The 22076-nt window shown below is 59.8% G+C and carries 1 protein-coding gene; it reads right to left on the reverse strand.

The window, feature by feature from the left end; all coding sequences use genetic code 11:
* Window positions 1-105: 105 nt before the first annotated feature.
* Window positions 106-21984: an LPXTG cell wall anchor domain-containing protein gene (locus AAY81_RS07485; protein WP_143117347.1), complete on the reverse strand. Its 21879-nt coding sequence runs from the start codon at window positions 21982-21984 to the stop codon at window positions 106-108.
* Between the last annotated feature and the right edge of the window lie 92 nt (window positions 21985-22076).

Here is a 22076-nt window from a genome sequence, read left to right on the forward strand (position 1 = left end):
GCCCCGGTTGTAAACCTTCATACGCCACACGCCGCCACGCGATGGACGGCACGGCCTCGGCGCGACGCGCACAAGCGTACGCGCCACGCCGTTTTACCTCTTCAGCTACCGCAGACTCTTCATGCCGTAGTGATGCACGGACGGTTGCGTCACCGCCGCGCCCACAGGGGCACACGCCACATCGCCTGCATAATCAGCGAACGAGTCTTCCTCGTACACAGCCATCTGCGGCGCCACGGGCGCAGTGGCCTCGTAGCCCGCGCTCAGCATGGCGCGGAAGCGGTCGGTCTCGTCGGCGGCGCGCTTGCCGCCAGCCGCCGCAGCGCTCATGCGATCGGCCATGCGTTCTGCCGCCGCGCTGATGCGATCGGCCAAACCCGCAGCGGGATTGGCTACGCCAACGGGACGCGCCACGGAATCGGCCGTCATCCGCTTCGCCTGAGCCTTACGCTCGGCCGCGCGCTCGCGCGCATCGCGCAGGGCATCCCTACGCTCGCGCACGGCTTCCGCCATGCGAGCAGCACGCTCCTTCGCGCCCTGGACGACTTCGCCCATGGCCTCCGACGCGCCATCCAGCGGATTGGGTATCGTCTGAGGCTTGGCTACCGCTGCGCCCGCTGCGGCCATGGGGGTAGGGGTACCCCCACCCACGGCGAACATGGCGCCCGGCCCCTTCGGGCTGGCCCCGTTACCAGAGCCACCCGGAGTAGTGGGGTCGTCATCCTCTTCGCGACGACGCTTGGCTGCCGCCAGCGCCATGAGGCCCATGGCCGCCAACATCGCGATGATGAACGGATACGTGGTTTCCTCGTCGCCCGTCTTCGGCAGGCCGCCTCCGCGGCCGTAAGTGGTGGTCACGACGGTCGTGGTGGTGGTGGTCTCCTCGCCGCCCTTCGTACCGGTGTACTTGAAGATCGGGGTCAGGGTGGTCTCACCCCAAATCGGGATCTTCGTGTAATCCGGATCGTAGGTGGTGTAGGTGTGCTTCTCGCCCGTTTCGGGATCGATCCATTCCACAACCCAGCCGGTGGGCTCGTAGCCGTCTTCCGGCGTAACCGTGATCCAGCCTTCAGGGATGTACGTGCCGTACGGCAGCGGATCCGTGCCGCCAATCACCGTGCCACCCGTGGGCGGATTCTCGGTGCTTACCGAGTACTTCTTGGGAGCCCAATGCGCGTACAGGGTGGTTTCGCCCTGCGGCATCGTGACGCCCTCTTCCAGCCAGTAATCCGGCGTGGACGGGTAATCGGCATCGCTCGGGTCATGAGGCTCCTTATCCCAGCCGATAATCTCGAAGCCAGCGGTGGTCAGGACGGAGCCCTTCTCGCCCGTGCCATCCGACAGGTTCACGCTGGAACCCCACGGGGCTACGGTATCGGGCACCGGGCCGTTGTAGACCTTCTGCTTCTCGGTGGTACCCGGCTTCAGCGGCGGGTTCTCATCGTAGTGGATGATACCGTCATCGTTCTTCTCGAAGTTAGCCGTGTACACAGCCGTGATATACAGGCTGGAGTTCGTGCCAACACCAGGCAGGATAGCCGTCTCAGTAGAGTACTCCGCACCATTGGCAATGGTGGTCGCCTGAGTGGTCATGCCAGCGCTCTGCGTGATCATGCCACTGGGTACCGTACCGCCATTGCTCTCCATCGTCGGGCTCAGCTCCAGCTGCTCGTTGCCCACCGGACGCTGCGGCTGCACGAACTGCACGTCATCGGCAGCATCGTCGGCAAGCGCGTCAGAGATCTCGTAGTTTACGGTCCAGTTCACGAAGTGCCAGCCAGGCAGAGCCACGGCCTGCGCGCCCTCCATGCTATTGCCGGTATACGTGAGCGCGCTCTGCGTGTTGTCGTACTCTTCGCCATCCACCGAGGTGATGAACTCCTCGCGCTGCGTTACGCTCAGGTCGCTGGCGGTCTCGCTCTTGTTGAAGCGAATCATGCCGCCGTAGGAACCGGCACCCGTGCCATCGCTATCGCCATTCACGCGGTAGATGATGTGCGAGCGCTTCTGAGCCCACTGCGCATACAGGGTGGTGTAGCCGCGGTACTCGCCCGCGCTGTCCAGCTTCACCGTAGACGAGCTGGAAAGCGGGTCTACCTTCACCCAGTTGCCGTCGGCGTCCTTCGCATAGGTCAGGTCGCCATACTGGTTGGTGTCGTCGGCGTTGCCCTCGGTGACGCCGTCAACAGTACCGGAGCCATCGGCTGCAGTATTCCAGCCGATGAAGTCGAAGCCGGTACGCTCAGGCGTGACGTAGGTATCAACCCAGCTGTCAACGTGGTCGACACTCGTCCAGCTCTGGACCGTCTGGTCGGGAACCGTGGTGGCGCCATTGGTACCGGGCGTGTAACCAGGGTTCACGCTCGAGGGAACCACCGCAGAGCCCTTGGCCAGGTTCACCGGGTCGTCGGCATTGCCGTTGTATTCGACGATGTAGTTCGTGTTCTCCTTCCAGTAGCGCACGAAGTGCGGCTCGGCGGCAGTGCCGGAAAGCGTTACGCCATCATTGATTCCCAGCGTGCCGTAGCTGCTCGTGGGCGTAATGCCCGTCTTGTAGCCGCTCTCGTCGAACGTATCGCCTGCGTAGGTGTAGCCCGCGAAGCTCGGCAGCGTGGTGGCATATGCCGTGGTGCCTTCCACCATGCGGCGGGTCACCAGGTAGCCGTCGGCTTCAGCCGTAGCGGCATTGTAGCTGTCCACATACGTGGTGCCGTTGTAGTTGAGCAGATGATACTCGTCGTAAACGGGAATCAGCTTCAGCCACTTGGCGTATACGTGCACTTCGTTGTTCGTGTCGTCAACCGCCAGGTCGCCATAGGTTGCGGTGGTGGCCACGTTGGTGGTCATGGTTCCCGCATTGGTATCCGTCAGGTTGGACGGATTAAAGTCGTAGCGGTCGAACTGACGCGTGGTTCCGTCGGTCGGCGTGTAGGTAGCGTACACCGGCGTATCCCAGGTGACCGTTTCCGTATGGGTGGCCACAGGCGTGGGAGTGTCGGCATCCACGTCGTAGTACACCAGCGTGTAGGTCTTAGGCGTCCAGTGCGCAACCAGGGTGATGCTGCTCGGGTCGGCGTTCGGGTTGTCCGGGTAGGCAATGCCAACCAGGTCCTCATAGGTCATGCCAATGGTGGCATAGACCGGGTCGCCGTTCGCGTCGACCGAAAGCGTGCCATCGCCCAGCTTCACCTGCCAGCCATCGAACGTATAGCCAGCCTTGGTGGGAACATCCACCGCGCAGGCATTCTTGCCATCGGCGAACTTGTCGTTCGTCCAGGCCACGTTGCTGATGGTCTGACTGGGCTGGTCATACGTCCAGCCGTAGTTCATCACATACGCGGGCAAGTCGGTACCGTCGATATCGCCGTCATCGTAAATGACCTGGTAGTCGCTACGCTCCTGCCAACGCGCGTGCAGCGTGAGGACGTTGGGCGTGCTATCCGGCAGGTTCATCTTCTGGAACGTGTAGGTGTTCAGCGCCTCTTCCCAGAACGACGGATCATCGTACACCTGGTCATCAGTCATGGCGCTCGGCGTAAGCTGCGTCTGGTAATCCCAGCGCACGAACGTGTAACCGGGACGCACCGTGCTGGCGCTCGGCAGCAGATTCGTGTCCGTAAGGGCCAGAACGGCCTTGCGGTTCAGCGGCGTGCCGCCATGCGTGTTGTATTCCACGAAGTACGTGCCATAGGCATCCCACTGCGCCGTAAAGGTAGTGGGGCCAAGGATGGCCAGGTCGTCAACCTCGTATACCCAGCCAGTAACCGGCGTGGTGGCAATGGAGCCATCAGCCTGAACCGGCCACATCTCGTAACTCCACGGATACGGAGACTTGGGAACGATTTCTGCCGGGTTGTTGGAAACGGCGTTCACGATGGTCTTGTCGGCCGTGTCGTTGTACTTCACGGTCTGCACGTTCACGTACGGGTTGCTCGTATCGATATAGCCACCCGTGGCGCTCACGAAGTTGACCTGGTACTCGTTGGGCTCGAAGTTGGCCACGTAGGTCACGCCATCCACGAACACACCGTCAGCGTTATGCGTGGGCGTGATCTTGTTGGTGGTTGCATCCACGGTACCCAGCAGCGTGCTGCCATCCTTCATGGTCCAATTCACGAAGTGGTAACCCGTATTGGCCGTGGGGGTAGACCCCAGCACGTTCGTGGACGTGGAGATGACCGTCTCGCTCGTGGGCAGGACCGAACCGAACAGCGGATCGTTGGGCTCGTACTTGATGGTTACGGGTACGGGCTCCCACACCGCAATGAGCTTGGCATTATGGCCCGGCATCGTAAACGTGCCACCCGACGGGTAGATGTACCCGCTCTCGTCGCCATCGAGCTTCCAGCCTGCCAGCTGGTAGCCATCCTTCTCGGCCGTGGCAGTAGCATTATTGGGAATGCCCACATGCGTGCCCGTAGCGTATTCGCCCGACGGGTCGGTGGAACCCGTAGTCCAGCTGCCGCCATTGGTATCGAAGATAAGCGTCTGCTTGGTGGGCGTCCACTGCGCCGTGAACGTGACGCTGCTGTTGGTGAACGGGGTGCTCACGTTCGTCTTGGACGTGCCGGTAATGGTGCCGGTATCGCCCGTATCCAGGTTCTCCCATACCCATCCGGTGAACAGGTAGCCCTCGATGTGCGCAGGCACGTACATGCCGATGTCGCTCTGCCATACCGTCTCAGCGCCGTACTGGTAGTCAGTGCCGTTTACGCTGAAGGGCGAGGGCACGGCCACGTAACGCGTAGCACCGGAAAGCGTGGAGCTATCGGTGGCGCTGTAGGCCTTCGAGACGTCGGTCCAATCGCCAACCGTCTCGCCATTCACGCCCGTGCCGCGCAGATAGGAGATGATCTGCTTCTGTACCAGCACTGCGGTGAAGGTGAGCGGGCCGGTTACCTGGATGCTCTCGGGATCCATGGTGGTACCCGTGACACCCTTATCGGGGCCATCGGTGTACTCGTACTCCCACATGACCACATAGCGCGTGGGATCGGGATTCACCACGGTAATCGGGTCATTGGCGGTGCCGTCGTAGTTGGCGTCGCTCAGGCTCGGGTACAGGTCGGTGGGCACGTACTGGATATAGCTCGTGCCGCTCATGGAAGCGCCATTTACCTGCACCTCAGGCGTGGGGCTAATGGGCCCCGACACCGAAGGATCGATCTTGACGTCCTTGTTGTAGGTGACGGGCTGCTTTTCGCGCGTCCACTTGCCCGTTACCACCACATTGCCCTTGGGCATGGTGAACGAGGTGTGGGTAGCGTTCCACGCATCGTTGGGCAGGGTGAGCGCCGTGCTCGTGCCAGCCGGGGTGTAATCCACGGTTACGTGGGCGTAATCCCAGCCGTCAAACGTCCAGCCGAATACCGTTGCCGGGGTATCGGTGCGCAGAGTATGCGTACCACCCGGGGCCACGGACTGGATGGGGTTCGTGATGGTGGGCGCGGGGCTCGGGCACTCGTCCGGGTCGCTGCTGAACTGGTAGGTAACGGTGAACGGGCTGGTCTCGTAGTAGAGCTTCAGAACCGTAGTGCCGTCGCCTGCCACGGTTGCGCTGGCAATGGTGCCGGTAACGCCCGTGTTCAGCATGTAGCCGTCGGCAATGTAGCGATTCACATCATCGGGGCTGCTGGTGGAATAGGTCACCGTGCTGCCCGTGGTGGCAGTACGCGTTTCGGTCTCGTCGGGCACGGCGGCATAGGTGCCATCGGGCAGCTGCTTGTAGAACTGCACCGTGTAATTCACGTCTTCCGCTTCGGTGAGAGCCGTATAAGTGGCGCTCACCCACCCGCCGTTCAGGTTGCCAACGCTGGCCATCTTCGACAGGTCGAGCGTCCAGCTGCCATCAGAATTCTCGGTGAGCACACCAGAGGGATTGTTGTCACTGCTGGTGCCAACCGTATAGGTTTCCTCACTAGCAGCGCCCACAACCGTGGCCTTCCAGCCAACGATCTTATAGCCGGTAAGAGGCATTGCGGTAACGGGAGACAAGCCCGCACCGGTAGCTCCGCCAACCAGCTGGGTAACGCCGCTCACGGCCGTACCGCTTGCCGTAGCCCCGTCGTAGAGCTGAGCATGCGCGGTATCGTCCACCGCGTAGTTGATGGGCGTGGTGACTTCCTTCCACTTCGCGTAGATGGTCACCGTACCGCCATCGGCGATGGCGGCGGCACCGGAAGCGGCGTCGACAGCCTTCAGAGCCTCAGCAAGATCGCCATAGCTCATCGTAGCGCCACTCGTAAGCTGGCTGCCCGCCTTGTAGTCGCTCGTGAGCCACCAGCCATCGAAGGTGTAACCGCTGCGGTCGACGTCGTAGTCGCCCGGAACCAGCGTATAGCCTGCTGCAGTAGCGTTATCGGTCCACTTCAGCGGCGTTTCATCAGTACCCAGGAACTGGTTGCCAGCCACCGCGGCGATCGAACCGCCCTTCAGGTCGTACTTCACCGTGTAGTTGCTGTTCTCAATCCACTTGGCGTACAGATCGTAGCTCGTGGTGGTGTACTTGCCGGTGCCGGAGCCCTTCAGGGCAGCCTGCAGGTCGGCCAGCTGCTTTACCGTCCACGTGCTCTTGTTGGCGTTGTAGCCATAGATTGCCGGGTAGTTGAAGGCAACGGAGCCATTGCCCGCGAACCAGCCGTCGAACGTGTAACCGTCACGCGTGGGGCCAACATCGTAGGAGGCGCCAATGTACGTATCGGTATTCCAGTCCAGGCCGGTCTTCTGAATCACGTCGCCAAGAGGCGTGCTCACGGTGTTCTGCGGGTAGCTGTAGCGGCCCGCAGGATCGCTGCCGGTATTCAGGTTGTAGTTGACGGTGTATTCCATCTCCTTGTACACCACGCGAGCTTCCAACGTGCGCGTGCCGCTGTAGAGCGCGCTTGCCAGAGCGCTCTGGATGGCCGGGTCGTTGTACGCCACCACGCCACTGCTGGGCACGTACGTATCGGTGCCATTGTAATTGCCGGCGCTATCGAACGAGAAGTCGAAGCTGCCATCGGCATCGGTGTCGATGACCCAGCCGTCAGGCGTAAAGCCATCATAGGTGACGAAGCTAGTGCTCGGCGAGGTAATGTCCACATTGGATGCAGCCGAGATCTTCTTTTCGGCACGATTCGCGTCGCCCACGGGCTTCGGGTCGGTACCCGGAGCCACCTGGTAGTTCACGCTCCAGCCGGTCTTCGTCCACTTCGCGTACAGGTACACGTAGCTCTTGTCAGACTGCGCATTGTAGGCAGCATAGTTATCGCTGCTCGCGGCAATCTCCTGGATGGTCTTGTCCCACTTGCCACTGGTATCGGCGTCTTCGATCTTCACGCCGCCGCCATCCTTGGCGGTGTACCAGCCCTCAAAGGTGTAGGTACTGGTATCGGTACCCACCGACTTGCTCGGGATAGTGGTAATGGCCGTGGGATTCTCGGTCCACTTGAAGTACTGGTCGGTAGCGTGGACCACATCGCTTGCGCCCGTGGTGTCAGACGGATCGTAATCGGCGATGTAGCGGACCTTGTAGTTGTCCACCTCGCTCCAGACCGCGTACAGCGTTACCTCAGCCGGCCCGCTATAGCTCGTCAGTTCGCCATGCGTACCGGTGTTGTAGCTCACCACGCCAGACGGAGCCGAAAGGTTCGCATCAGGTGCGCTGGCCAGCGGGTTCTTCGACCAGCCAAGGAACGTGTAGCCATTTACGCTGTAGATATTCTTGTTCAGGTCTTCGGGGGTACCCCACGTGAAGTCCTGGTCGGGGCAGCTACCCGAATAGATCGTGGTGCCCACGGGCAGGTTCGGGTCGAACTTCACCGTGTAGTCGGCCAGTTCGTAAACCTCCACCAGGCGCAGCGGGCGCGCGGGGATGGTGTAGCTATTGCCATCGGTGCCCGTGGCGCTCGTCAGGCCATTCGTAACGCTTACGTTCAGCGTCTCGCTGGCAGCAGCCACGGCCGAAGCCAGGGTGGTATTGCCCGCGGCAACCAGGATCGGCGTGCCAGAGGCATCGCACACCGCACCCTGGGCATTGGCGTTCGGGTCACTCGGATCGTATTCCGCCCAGCCCTTGAAGGCGTAGGGATGGCCCGAAAGCGTCTTGTCAGCGCGGCTGCGATAGATGTTCTGGTCGCTGGCGAAGGCACCGTAGTTGGTGGGCGTGGCGTACACTTCCGCGCCGGTTCCCGTGGAATCCAGCAGGTTCGCGCCATCCTCGTTGTAGTACACAACGTAGTAACCTTCACCCGACATATTGTCATAATCCCAGTTCACATACAGGGTAACGTCTTCCTTGGCAACCGATTCATCCACCGAAGGTGTAGAAGCGGAATCCTGGACGCTCTTGAACACGGGGTCGGATCCAACGGTCACGGTAATGCCGTTATTCCACAGACCCTTGTACGAACCCGTAGCACCCGATCCGGTAGCGGAATCGCTCCAATGCAGGAAGCTATAGTTGCTGCTGGGCGGATTCCAGAAGTCGTACAGGTTCTTGCCATTACTATCGGTCTCAATATTGCCGAAGCTGTCGTAATCGAAGATGTAAGGCAGCGTAAGCGTATCGCCGTACTCGTACGTGGGCAGCGGCGTCTCGTACTGCCACACGCCCGAAGTGCTGTACGTAGCCGTGGTCGTGGTGCATGCGCCATCGGTGCCCATGTTGCGATCGAGCGTAACGGTGTACTGGCGGTTCTTATAGATGGCGTACAGCGTGGTGTCCTCCGTGGGAAGCGTAAAGGAGCTGTTGGCGCCTACCTGGATGGAACCGGTACCGTTAGCATTGCTCGCCCACTTGTCGAACTCACGCGCGTACGGGGGTACCACACCATGGCTGTTCGTACCGGGGCTCGGCGTGAACGTGTCATCGTCCATGGAGGTGCCGGAGCCGCTGCCATACGTGTACGTCTGCGTGTACGACGTCTGGCCGGCGGGCGTCTCGCCGTTGTTGGCATTGCCCGAGCCACCATTGCACACGTACGTAATGGTGATGGTCTTGCCCACCCACACGGCCACCAACGTGGCATCCGAGCCAGGCATGGTGAACGTATCGTTCGTAGTATCCGTGTCGTTGGCATTGTAGATGGTTACCGCACCCGTGCTGGGGTCGGTGTACTTCCAACCGCCAAACGTGTAGCCATCGGGAATATCGGTGGCCTGAATCTCGGGCACTGTATCCACCGTGCCAGTTGCAACGTTATTCTTCACCACATCGGGCGAGGTGGAGATGTCGTAATCGTAGGTAAGCGTATGCACGCTCGCCTTGATTACCGGACGGAACGTCGTATTGCCGCGAATGGCAATGGTGCTCGGGTCGGTGGTTTCGCCCGTGATGGTCTTGGTGTCGGCATGCCACGTCTCAGCCGCAGTCGCCAAACCGCTCATGCTCGCATCGCCAATCTGAATGGTGTATTCCCACTTGCCGCCATCTTGCTCGTAACCCGTGGCAACGCTCGTCACCTCGTAGTTGGCGGAGCTACCCGTCATAGCCACGGGGTAACCTTTGTAGGCAACGGTCTGCGTGGTGGCCAGACCACCCACCGTGGCAAGGCCGGCAAGGTCGGGCAGGAACTCGACCGTGTAGTTCTTGGGCACGAAGTGCGCACTGAAGGTATCGCTCTCGTACGCCTGAACGGTCGTGCTCGTAGCCGGGTCGGTCGTAACCGTGACCTTCTGCGGGATGATGCTCTGTGCGCCCATTACCAGGCCAGAGGCGGTGGACCAGCCATCGGTCTCCAGGTCCTTAGCGGGATAACTCGCGCTCGTCCACTTCTCGAACTCGTAGCCGTAGTTCGGCAGTGCGTAGGCGCCCGTGGGGCTCGTGGGAGCGGTCACCCCATCATTGTGCACCGTTTCAGGATTGCTCACGCTGGCCAGGTTCATGGCCACCGTGCCACGAGCTTCAGGGGTAAGGGATGCAGAATCCACGACGTACGTATACGTGGCATCGGCGGGCTCCCACACGGCCTTCAGCTTCATGCCGCCGTAGCGCATGGTGATGACCTCGGTGGTGGTAAAGGTCTTGGCAGCCGCGGGAGCCGCGCCATTTTCCTCCACCAGTTCCCAACCGGTCAGCTTAAAGCCGGTGCGCGCGGCAACGGGCTGAGAGCTCAGGCTATTGCCCACGCCATCGTTCCAGGTGACCTTCGTGTCACCCGTACCGCGCGTGAGCGTGGCGGAAGAGGAAACCGCCGTGCCATCGCTCGTGATAGTGCCGCCATTGGCGTCGAATTCGGCATCGAACTTCTCGGCATCGTACACGGAATCGAGCGTGAAGTTGCCAAGCACGTTCATGTTGTACAGGTCGGACATGCTAATGATCTCGTACTTCTTGGTACCAGCCGCCACTTCGGCCGCCGTACCGCCGTCGGGATCGAGTGCCCACGTGGTGTAGTAGTACGGATCGGGAGTTACCGGGGCATAGCTGGAATCCACGCGATCGGTGTTGGTCACGTGCCAGCCAACAAAGGTGTAACCGGTCTTGTGCTTCGGCGTAGTTTCAGTAGCCGAAGCGCTGCCCGTTACGCTCGTGCCCGGATACGGAATGGTATCGGAAACGCGCAGGTTCTGATATACCTTCGCGGGCGTGAAGTCGTCGCCCACGTTATCGTTGTTGTACGTAACGGTGAAGATCTCGTCGAAGTTCGCCGTGAGCAGGGTATCCTGCAGGATTATCGCATCGGCGCTGGTGGCCGGATTGGTGGAGTACTTGGTGGCACTATCGTAACCCGTCCACGTCCAGTTGGTAAATGCGAAGTCGCTTGCCGAGCCCGTCGCGGCCGTATCACCCGTGGCAGACACCGTCTGGCCACTTACGTCCACGCCGCCAATAGTAGACCCCGCATCCAGCACCAACGTGGGTTTGTCAAACGCACGCACCGTTTCCTGGTACACAACGGTACCAGCCGAAGCTTTCTGCCCGCCTGCAGTAAGGAAGCCGTTCGTATCGGCAACATACGTCACCGTAAACGGATGACGCACCAGCTCCAGGCGCAGGGTCACGTCACGGTCGGGCATCGTGAAGGGGCTCAGACCTGCCACGTTGCCCAGCGTAGTGGCACCCGTATCGGTGTCCACCCACACGAGCGCGGTACCCGTGGGCAGGTCGTAGACATCAAGGCCCTTACCAGCGTAATACGCAGTGATATCGGCCTCGGTAGGCATGTCAAGAGCCTTAACCGTCTGGCCCGTACGATACGTGTTGTCGCCAGCAATGCCGCCCGTATCGGTAAGAAACGCGGGATTAGTAAGGCCAGACAGCGTGCCAAGGTTGCCATACTCGTACGTTACCGTATGGGTATTGCGCTTGTAGTACACCTTGAACGTGGTGCCCGAGCCAGCCAGCGTCTTCGTCCAATCGGCATTCTGGGCCGTATCGAGCGAGTAATCGCTGGTCACTACGGACGACGCCGTGTACTCGGTGGTATTGCTTGCCGAGGGGGCTACCGTGTAGCTCGTAGCCGTCTTCAGCGCCGTGGAGCCATCGCTTTCTTTCTCGATGGGAACCGTGTTATCGGGATTCGTCTGATACGTGCCATCTGCCAGCATCAGATACTCTTCGACATTGACATCCTGGGCGGCCGCAGGCTCCCAAATGGCGTACAGGTCGGTGTTGCCCGTAATGGTGCGAGCCGTGTTGATGTACGCCGTATCGGCCACACCAGCTGCACTGTACGTGGGATTCGTAGCGCTTGCATTCGTATCCCAACCCTTGAAGACATAGCCAGGACGCGTCATGGTAATGCCAACGGCAGTGCCAGTGCTCTCGTCGTACAGACCATACGTGGTGTTGTTGCTGCCATTGTGCACGTCCATGGTGTACGAGCCAGAGCTTTCGTTCTTCATGATGTTCTCGCTGAACACCACGTCGGTTCCGCCACCGGCAATGATGTCGGCAACGGTCTGCGGCGTAGCCGTGCCCACCTGGATCTTGGCATCATTGGCATTCGCGTGGTAGTTCACGGCAAGCTCGTCGCTCCAGATAGCCGTCAGCGTAAACGTGGTGCCGTCGGTAATGCGCCACGTGGGGCTGGCCGCCTGAATGATAGAGGCAAGCGTAGCGCCCGTGATGGTCTGGGTAGCCCCACCCACCTGTACGTTCGCGGTGGTGCCAGCCGTGCCCAGCGACACGTTCCAACCAGCAAAGCTCTTGCCAGCGGCAGCACCCGCTGCGGTCAGCGGAGCAGGAATCGCGTCCAGAGTAATGCCCGTGGTGTAACCAATATCAGTGATGGAATCAATGTTGTAATTCTCAGTGCCAGGCGTGTTCGTAGCATTGTAAATCTCATTACCCACAGCAGGCGTGTAGGGAATGGTTCCCGAGGAGAACTGAATGTTGTACTCAACAGGCTTCCAGACCGCGTAGAACGTATTGCCCGAGCTCGTGCTGTCATCGGAAGGATCGGGCTGAATGGTGTACACATCGTTCACCGCGTAGTCCATGACCTCGCCCGAAGCGCTCACGTGGCTAGGATCGCCAAATGCGGCGATATACGCGTCGGTCAGATCGCCAATGTTCGTCTTCGTCCAGCCCACGAATACGCGGCCCGCATGAGTGCTGTCGGTCTCCCAAGTTGCCGCACCCGTGGTTGCCTTGTCGAGCACGTTGTAGCTTGCGCCCGTCACAATGGCCGAGCCGTTGTCGGTATACGTGTTCGCCGTATTCAGCGAGTCAATGTAGGTGATGTCGAGCGTCTTGGGAGTGTACTTAGCGTACAGCTTGATAATGCCGCCGGTGCTACCCACGCCCGTGGTACCCAGGTTAACGATGTCCTCAACCGTGGTCGTAGCATGCGGCTTCGACACTTCGGTAATCTTAGTCGTCGTGTAATCGGCGGAGTTGTACCAGCCATCGAACGTGTAGCCGGGCTTGGAAACGCCGTTGGTGTACACGGTACTTGTGATGGAGTTAGCGAAGATCTTATCGGTATACGTAAGGTCGCGGTCGAAGCCAGAACCCTGCGTCACGCCATCCGCGGTGCCCAGCTGCGTCCACGTAGTGGAGCTGCTGTTGGGGGAATCCGGGACGCGGTACTCAACGCTGAACTTCAGCTGCTTGGTAACCGTGGTGAACGTGATGTCAGCCGACTGATTACCCGTTCCACGCCCAAACGTGATCTTGGCAAGGACCGCAGCCCACTGCGAGGTGGCAGAAGCGCTCGAGGGATCGTACGCCGCCTTCGCGGTAGAGGTGCCCATCAGGTTGATGAAGTTCTGCTCTGCCGTGCTGGTGGTCGTGTCGTCGCCGTCGCTGGTGGCATACGTCGTGCCATCAGAGGTCGTCCACGTCCAACCAACGAACTGGTAGCCCGAACCGGCCTTGGGGACGGCATTCGTCATGCCGGCACCCGTAGTAGTGGTGCTCCAGTCGGGAATCTGGGCGGTACCCAGCGTGGTGCCGCTGGCAATGCCCGTATACTCGGCGGTTTCGCTTGCCGTAAACGGCGCGCCGCCCGATGACCAAGAATACGCGCTCGTATTGTCAATCGCATACGTGACCTTGTACTCCTTGAGCTTCCACGTAGCGTAGAACGTGGTATCGCCATTGATGGTCACATCGGTGGGGCTCTTGCCACTCATGGACGTTTCCGACGTCACCGTGGTCGGCGAGCTATCGCCGGGGAACGTTACCGAACCCACGAACGTCCAGCTGTCGATCTCGTAGTCATTCGTGCCATCCTGGCTCGTGTCGCCATAGGATGCCTTGGTGGGGGTACCACCCTGCGAAACCAGTTCGGTGGCGCTATACGGGCTCGTAGTCTTCACGGAAACGCCCGTAGCGTCGCTCGGGGAAGCCGCATACGTAACGGTGTACTGCTGGAAGGCCCATTCGCCCGTCAGGGTTACCGCACGTGCGGGCATAACCTGAATGTAGTTAGCGCTCGTCACGGTTACCTTGTCGGTAGTAGCCGCATCGCTCCAACCGCTGAAGTAGTACGAACCGGCGTTGTAGCCCGACTTCAAGGGCAGGCCACCTTCGCCAACGGGCGTAGAGGAAGAGCTGTAGTTCACGTTGCCGCCATTAGCAGTGCCCGCGGCAAACGGAGCGCCCCAACGCGCCTTATCAGTGTAGAACGACGTCGTAGAGCCGTTATCAATCGGAATGGTCGGATACGGGTTCGCAGACACGCCCGTGGCCAACGTAGGCTTGAACGTGATCTCGAACGTGGGACGCGTGTACGGCACGCAAATGACGGAGGCTCCATCGCCTGTAATGCCACCGCCAGCCATCACGACGCCGCCATCCACCACGGAGGGAGTGCCCATGGTCCACAGGCTCGTGGGAGCCACGCTACCAGCCGCCGTCTTGTCGTCGGCAGTGATGTTCGCGGCCTTCGTCCAGGAAGACGCAGCCGTAGCATCGCTGGAATCCTTGGCCTCGGCCTTCGCACCCGTCAGGCTGACAGGCTGGAAGGCGTAGCCGTCGGCGTAGTACGTGCTCGTACCGTTGGTGGCGTACGCGCTGGCACCGTCGGTAGTATCCACGACGCCCGCATCAGCCGTCCCGTCATTGGCACCGGGGTTCGCGGCATCCATAAGAGCCGCCGTACCGTCGGCGCTCTGGTAGTAACGCACGATCTGGTACTGCACGGGCACCAGGTCGAACCAGATTTCCACGACGTTCGTAGAGGTGGTCGCGGTAATCGTGGGCGTCACGAACGAGGTCGGGTGCGAGCCATCGGGGAACTCGATTTTGCTGTTGGTACGCGGATCAGCGTAGCCATCGGGCATAGTGGGAGTCGTGCTCGTGAAGTCGGCGTCGGTCAGCGTGTTGTCGAAGTAGGAGCTCACGTTCCAACCACTCGTACCGAACTCAGTGTTCTGGATGGTACGGGCCTGGGCAAACGCCTCATCGCCAATCTTCATCTGCGTACCCACAACGCCATTGCTGTACGTCTGCGTGCTGTCCTTATAGGTAAGGTTGCCAGCCGCGTCAGCCACCTGCACATGCACCTTCACCGTGTAGTCGATGGTGCTGGAGGGGCCATAGTACGCCGTGAACTTCGTGGGAGCGGTGATGGCCTCAGCCGTGGGACTGCCCGAAATAGGCGTCTCGGCCGACCAGGTGGTGCCATCATACGTGCTAATGGTCCAGTGGTCGATGGCGTAGCCCGGGTTCGACGTGCTAGTAACCAGGCCAGTCATGGTCGGGTTGCCATTGTGGTCGACCTGCTCGCTCGTGGTGCCGCTCACGCTAGCCGTGGTGGTATCGCTCGAATCAATGAGCGTGGTATCCATGGCAGCTGCGTAATCAACCTGGTACTCGGTGATCTTCCAAGTACCGGTAATCACCAGGTTCTTCGCGGGAACCGTGTACGTGTTCACCGGCGAAGCAGCCGTGCCATCGGTAACCGTGGTGGGCGTGGTGGAGTCATCGGTGCTCCAACCCACGAAGGTGTAGCTGTACGAGGTACCACCCACGGTGCCCGTAGCCACGTCACCCACGATGGGCACGCCCACGTAGCTGCCAGCGCCATTGCTATCGGCGATGTTCATGGTATCGCCGAAGGCCCGGCCCGTGGCATCCAGCGCATCCACATCCATGGTGGTGCCAGCATTGGCGTTGCTGCCGCCAATGGTGAAGGAGCTATAGTTGCCGGTAAGGGCAGCAATGCTGTCGCCGCTATCGCCTGCATACGTGAAGTCCACGTCGTAGGAGTCATGCGACCAGATGGGCACGATGGTGCAGCTAGTCGGGCTGCCCACGTACACCTTCCAGGGATTTGCACTGGTGATTTCCGAACCAGTGACCGTTCCATCAAAGTGCGTGTTCAGCGGCGTGGTGCCGTCGGCCGCCACACGAGCGCTATCGCCCAGCTGCGTTGCGTTCTCCATGAACTCGTAGCCCACGAGCGTATAACCCGTACGCTTGAGCTCGGAAGACGTGGGCAGGGTATACCACGTATCGGGCTGAACCGTAGTAGGCATACCCGAGGCCGAGAGCGTAACATCAAGAGCCGTGTAACCAGAATCGATCTTTATGGAGCTCTCGTTGGCCACTAGCGGGTCGCCTTGATAGTCGTTGCCCGTCTTAGTACCCCAAGCTAAGAACGTAACGCTCTGGTCAACAGGCTTCCACAGAGCCGTCAGGTCGCGATTGGCGCTACCGTCGGGCAGAGTGGCCGACCACGTATACCCCGTGGGGGTACCCCCGGGTACGTAACCCGCACTGTTGGTAATGTAATTCGTGGTCCCCTGCGGCCACGTCCAACCCAGGAACGTGTAGCCCGTCAGGTAGTCGCCCGTATCGGGCGTGTTGTCAGTATCGTACAGAGGCATATCGGCCGCCGCCGTAGTGGGGGGAACCGAATGCGTATGGTTCGTCTCGTTCCACAGGCCAACGGTCACCGTGGTGCCCGTCTTACCATCGGAAGCGGAGGACGGGTTGGCGTAATCGCCGCGTACGTACTTCACCTGGTTGCCATTGCCAAAGGCGGCATACAGGTTCACGGTAGCTACGCTGCCGGAAACCGTACCGCCACTCGTGAACGTGAAGTTCGTGGTGTTCAACGCCTTGGGCAAGGAAATGGTGGTCACCGTACCCGCGGCCGTCTGATCGGCATTGATCCAGCCCTGGAAGAAGTACGGGCTGCCAGCGTTCACGGTAATGGCATCGTCAACGTCGTTGGTGCCATCCGTCTTGATGACGTTCTCGCCATACTTCATCGTCTGCGTGGTCAGGCCCGCAATGCTGCTGAAGGTAGCGTTCGACGAGCCCAGCGTGGAGTTCTGGAATACAACGTCGATGTTATCGCGATACCAATAGCCCTTGATGACGGTATCGGCCGTGATGGTCACCTGATGATTCGAGGCGACATTACTAGCCAGAATTACCGTGTCCGTGCCATTCTGCGTAACCTTCCAACCCAGGAAGTGCACGTAGTTGGTGCCGCCAACACCACCAGGCAGACCAGCGGGAATCGTTTCCGTACCCGTGCTCAGCGTAGTGCCCGTGCTGTTGTAGTACGGCAGCTCGATGGTGGTGCCCACCGTTACCGTTCCCGACTGGTTGGTGGGCAGCGGACGATCGGACGTGGTCACGAACGTGGTATTCGTAGCCAGATCGGCAAGCGAGGTATTCGTGCTGTCGGTATCAACCCAGTTGTACGTAATGCTCAGGCCGCTCGGGCGATCATAGTACAGGTTGATCACGTTGTTGCTGGGGTTGCCCGAAACAACGTCGGTGATGGTCAGGCTGGGGTTGGCCCCCGTAAAGCTGGTGAAGTCATTCAGGCTCGTGCCCGCGGCAGCGCCATTGCTCTGCGCGCCATAGCTGGCATACGCAGGATTGGTAACCGTGCTGAACGCCGACGTATCGGCAGCAGGCTCGCCCGAAGGACGCGCCGTGGAAAGCCCAGCGGTCACCATATCGTTGTAGGTCACCGTGCTGCCCACCGTGGCCGTAGAAATGGCCACGGGGCTGCCTTCGGCCGTGTACGTAGGCGTAGCGCCAATGCTCGTGGGAGCATCCTGATAGTAACGCTGCACGTAATACGTCACGGCACCTGCGGTGTAGTTCTCACGGAACCAGGTATCCTGCGTAATGGTCTGGCTACCCGGAGCCACGAACGCGCCTCCCGAGGTACCCAGGTTCGTCCAGTTCGTACCGTCAGTCGACATATCCCAACCATTCTGGTCAAGCGTCTGGCCCGCCGTGGGCGTATAGGCAACGGCGGTGTCGCTATACGCGCTGCCATCAGCCGTGCTGGTGTAGGTGGTCAGCGGCTGGCCATAGTAACCTTCGTACGTAAGCGCCGAGGTCAGCGTACAATTCACGCCCGCCGTGGGGAACGTGACCGTGTACTTCTGCAGCTCGGGCACGAACACGAAGTCCTTCTTCGTATCGGTGACGGTGACCTGGATGCCCGGCGTCGAGGTATCCTCGTCGGTTACGGCAACCCAGGTGCCGCCATTGTTCACGTACCACGTACCCGTGGGGGACGCAGTCGTGGAAGGCTTGTAGATATCGTCGTTGTTGCTGGTGCTGTTGGGGGTATACCCCGGCAGCGTTACCTGCGTACCGGCTTCTGCCGAGCCCGAGGTGGAGGTCAGCGTACCAGTGCCAGTGAAGTCGTTGGTGCCACGCGCGTCAGAGCCGCCCGCGCCATCAGAGCCCGTAGTGGAGCCCGACAGGCCATACGAAGTCGTTACGGGAATCTTCTCGAACACGGCAATGAACTTGGTGTAAGCCGTGATGGTTTCGCCCGTAGGATTGCCAGAAATGGAGGTAGGCGTGCTCCAGGAGCCCGTAGGAGTCGTACGCGTGCTCTTGTACCAGCCCTTGAACTGCCAGTTCGAGGCAGGCGTCGTTGTGTAGGAAATCGTGCCGCTGGTATAGTGGCTCGTGTCGTGCAGGCCACTATCGTGCTGCTCGCCGTAGTATTCCTCACTCGTGAAGGTGCCTGCCTGGTCGGTAATCGTCGAGGTTGTCAGCGAGGTATCCGTGGTGTCGACACGATCGGTAATCGTCACACTGTTGCCTGGGTTGGTGCTCGTAGTCTCGGTAATCGTCGTGCTACCGCCCGACATCGTGCCTACCGCATAGGTAATCGCACGCGTCACGGGAATCCACGTGTAGGTCGCCGTCACGTCCTGCGCGGGCATGGTGAAGCCCGTGGCGGAATACGTAGTGCTGTCGGCACCCTTCACCGTAGGCGCATTGCCCGTAGCGGTGTTGGCACCTTCCCACTCGGGATCAACGGCGGAAGTATTCGAAGGATTGTTCTTGTTGATGGGCGTGGGGAATGCCGCAATGGTCTGGCCCACGCGCTTCGTGCCGCCCAGAGCCGTCAGGCTGCTCGGCGCAGTGCCGACCTGCTTCAGGACCGGGGATTCGGTCGATGCATACTCGATGTTCAGCGTGTAGGTGTTCAACGTGTAGTAGATATGGACCACGTTGTTAGCTGCAGAAGCGTCGGAAAGCGTCACCTTCACGTCGGTATCCAGAGCCGCCAGGCCCATCATCGTCCTCTGCAGGTTCGCATTGCCCGTGTTGTTGGTGATGCCGCTGTTGGTCGTGCCCGTGTAGTTAGCAACGGCATAACCGGTCGGCAGACCCGAAGTGCCAGCGGCGGGAAGCGCCAGTTCAGCAGCCGTCAGCGTGATGGTGTCGCCCACGGAACCCGTCTGAGCGCCCGCTTCGCTTACGACACTGGAGCTATAGGCGGTTGCAACGGCGTTGCTGGTGGTACCCGAGGGATAATCGGCCAACTCGAAGTGCTTCACGATGGTGTAGCCGATGTTCGTGAGCGCCGGCAGCGACACCTCGATGGTGATGTTGCCCGTAGCGTTCTTAACGATGTCGCGGATAGCATCGCCAGCGTTAGCCGTAGTAACGCCACCGCTACCAACCGTCACCGTGCCCTGGGTAGATCCACCCCAAGATATGGTGTAGGTGGGGGTAGTATCATCGTACCCACTGGTAGCCGTAATGGTAGGCGTCGTAAGCGTAGAGGTCGCATCCCCCGCCAGCCACGAAGTGCTACCACCACTCAAACTCGTCACGCCCGTACCAGAGGTCCAGGAGATGGGATACTCAGCGCCAAAGTTAGCCGTAAAGGTAATCGGCCCCGTAATCGTCTCATTAACAGGATCGGTCACGGCAGACCCACCAGCCGTCCAACCAGTAAAGCCATAGCCAGAAGCAGCGACAGCCGTTGCGCTCGAAATGGGGGCAGCTACGTGATTGCCAGCAGTAGAATCAAACGCATAGACGTTCGTTCCGCTAGCCGTGCTCAACTTGCTACCCGGAGTTACGTAGCGCACGATATTGGTCTGGCTCGGAGTAGAAACGCCATCATCGGGATTGACGGTGGTAATCGTGCCACCCACGCCGCTCGAAGGATTAGCGGCCAACGTCACAGCATACGCCTCGGTGTAAACGGGACGGAACGTCACGTCAACGCCACCGGTGTAATACAGGGGCTCGTTGAGGATAGACGGATTGGTCGTGTCATCGTATTTCGAATTGTCCAGCGCGACATACGTGGAACCGCCATCTTCAGAAAGTTCCCAACCGGTGAAGATGTAATTCCCACTTATATCCGTAACGGAAAGCGTAGCCGCGGGATACGCATCAATCGGCATATCCGTCGAGGTAATGCCAGTAAGCGCAGTCGAGGGTGCGGGAGTACCCGCCCCACTGGGCGTAGTAGGAGCCGCAAACGAAACGTCATACGTAGTCACCGCAGGCACATACTTCGCCGTCACCGTTGCGTCTCCTGTAATAGACGCAGAAAGCAGAGCCGTCGTCGCCGCAGACTGCGAACCGTACGTCGCAACGTCAAACGAGGTTACCGTACCCCCGATATCGAGGTCCCAGCCGTCGAACTCGTACGCGGCGCTGTGCGATTCGCTCAGCGAGGTAAGGGCTGACAGCGCGCCGCCAGACCTCGTACCCGTGCCCGTATTATTCGCGCTATTGAGAGATTCATTCTCGGCAACCCACCACGTCGGAGTAGCAGCGCCAGTGGCACCGTTCAGGCTGATCGTAGCGCTGGCAGCCGCCGGATCACTTGAAAAATCGACGCGATAGTCATCGGTCGTGGCAGCCGGCGGAGTATCCGAAGAAGCGGTGAGCGGAATCTTATTGCCATCAAGCACAATTGCCGAACCGTTAACCGTAACGTTTCCGGACGAATCGGCGGAAATCGTCAGGGTATCACCGGGGGTGATGGTTACCTTACCCCCAGAGGTAGTGGGGATGGTCCAGGCGGTCATTCCGGTGAGGTTGAGACCACCCAGCTCGGAAGCGCTCGATGTCAGTGAGGTGACAGTGGCATCAGGCGTGGACGTCGAAGACGAGGAAACCCTTGCAGCAACGCTGGCGGAACCACCAGACGTATCCTTATACTTAAGCATGAAATTGGGCGTCACCGAGATATGCCCAAGCGCTCCATCTTTATGGAACGAACCCGTGTACTGGGGGTCGCTGTTTAGAGACGCAGGAACCGAACCAGTACCGTCAGCGAGGAACTCCCAGAAATGCGTTGGGCTCCCCGAAAGGAATTGAGCCGCATGGTTTCCGTCGGCAGTCACCCACCATACGGCATTGTTCTGATATGCAGGCTTAATAATAGAGGAGTTATATGCAACGTCCGTAACGATATCGCCGGTCATTGCATCCCCAAAATAGGGAACCTCGCTGTCCCAATTCAACTGGGAGAGCTTATAACCCGTGGTTGTTCCGAGGGCATCAAGGAACACAATACAATACGACGTTTTGGTCCAAGCGCCCGTAACGGACGCTTGGCCTGCAACTGCCGTATCCATATCGCCCGACAGCAAGTTGCTATCTACAAGAGCAGTGCCCGTGTTGTATACCTGCTGGCTCATGTCAGAAACCCAGCCATCCTGGTCGCCCATTCCAGCATCTACGTAAATATCCTGAGGAATGATGCCTAAAAATGCAGTGAGGGTGTACCCCAACATCCAAAACGGGGTATCGCTTACGTCAAGGACCAGCAGCGATTCGTCGCCCGTGGCCACATACGTAGAAGAGCTACTCAAAATCGATCCGTCACTCGTGCTGAGAATCGTACCGAATTTTGAAGTGGAATCATACGTGACCTGCGTTACGTCGGTATCGCTACCGTAGAGAATGTACGTATCGCCATCATTCTCACTTACATATTCAGTATATGGAGTGTAGTACCACGTATACGTGCCATCACCATTATCATCGGTCTGGGGGGTAAGACCGCCATTTTCATCGCCCTGCGCCGAGAGACCAGACTTGGCGCTGGAGGAGGTACCCTCCCCCGTCGTAGCGGAGTCATCGTCGTCAGAGTCTGCGCTCGCATTCAGACCCTGGGTGCTAGACCCCCCATTCTTGCCAGAAGACGAAGAATCCGCTGAGTCCTTGTTTCCTGACTCAGCGGATTCATCCGTCGCATTCGCTCCCGTATCAGAGCTAGAGGATATGTCAGCGGCTGTGGGTAGGGTGACACCACCCGCTTCCAGATTATTCTGGAGGACTTCGTCACCCCATGCGAATGAAGGCACTTGCCAAACAAGCACCAACGTTAGCAATAACGCTAACGCATTCGATCCAGTTTTGCGGATTTTTTTCCGGCGTTCGAAATTCGACTTCTTCG

The organism is Denitrobacterium detoxificans, from assembly GCF_001643775.1.
Classification (GTDB): domain Bacteria; phylum Actinomycetota; class Coriobacteriia; order Coriobacteriales; family Eggerthellaceae; genus Denitrobacterium; species Denitrobacterium detoxificans.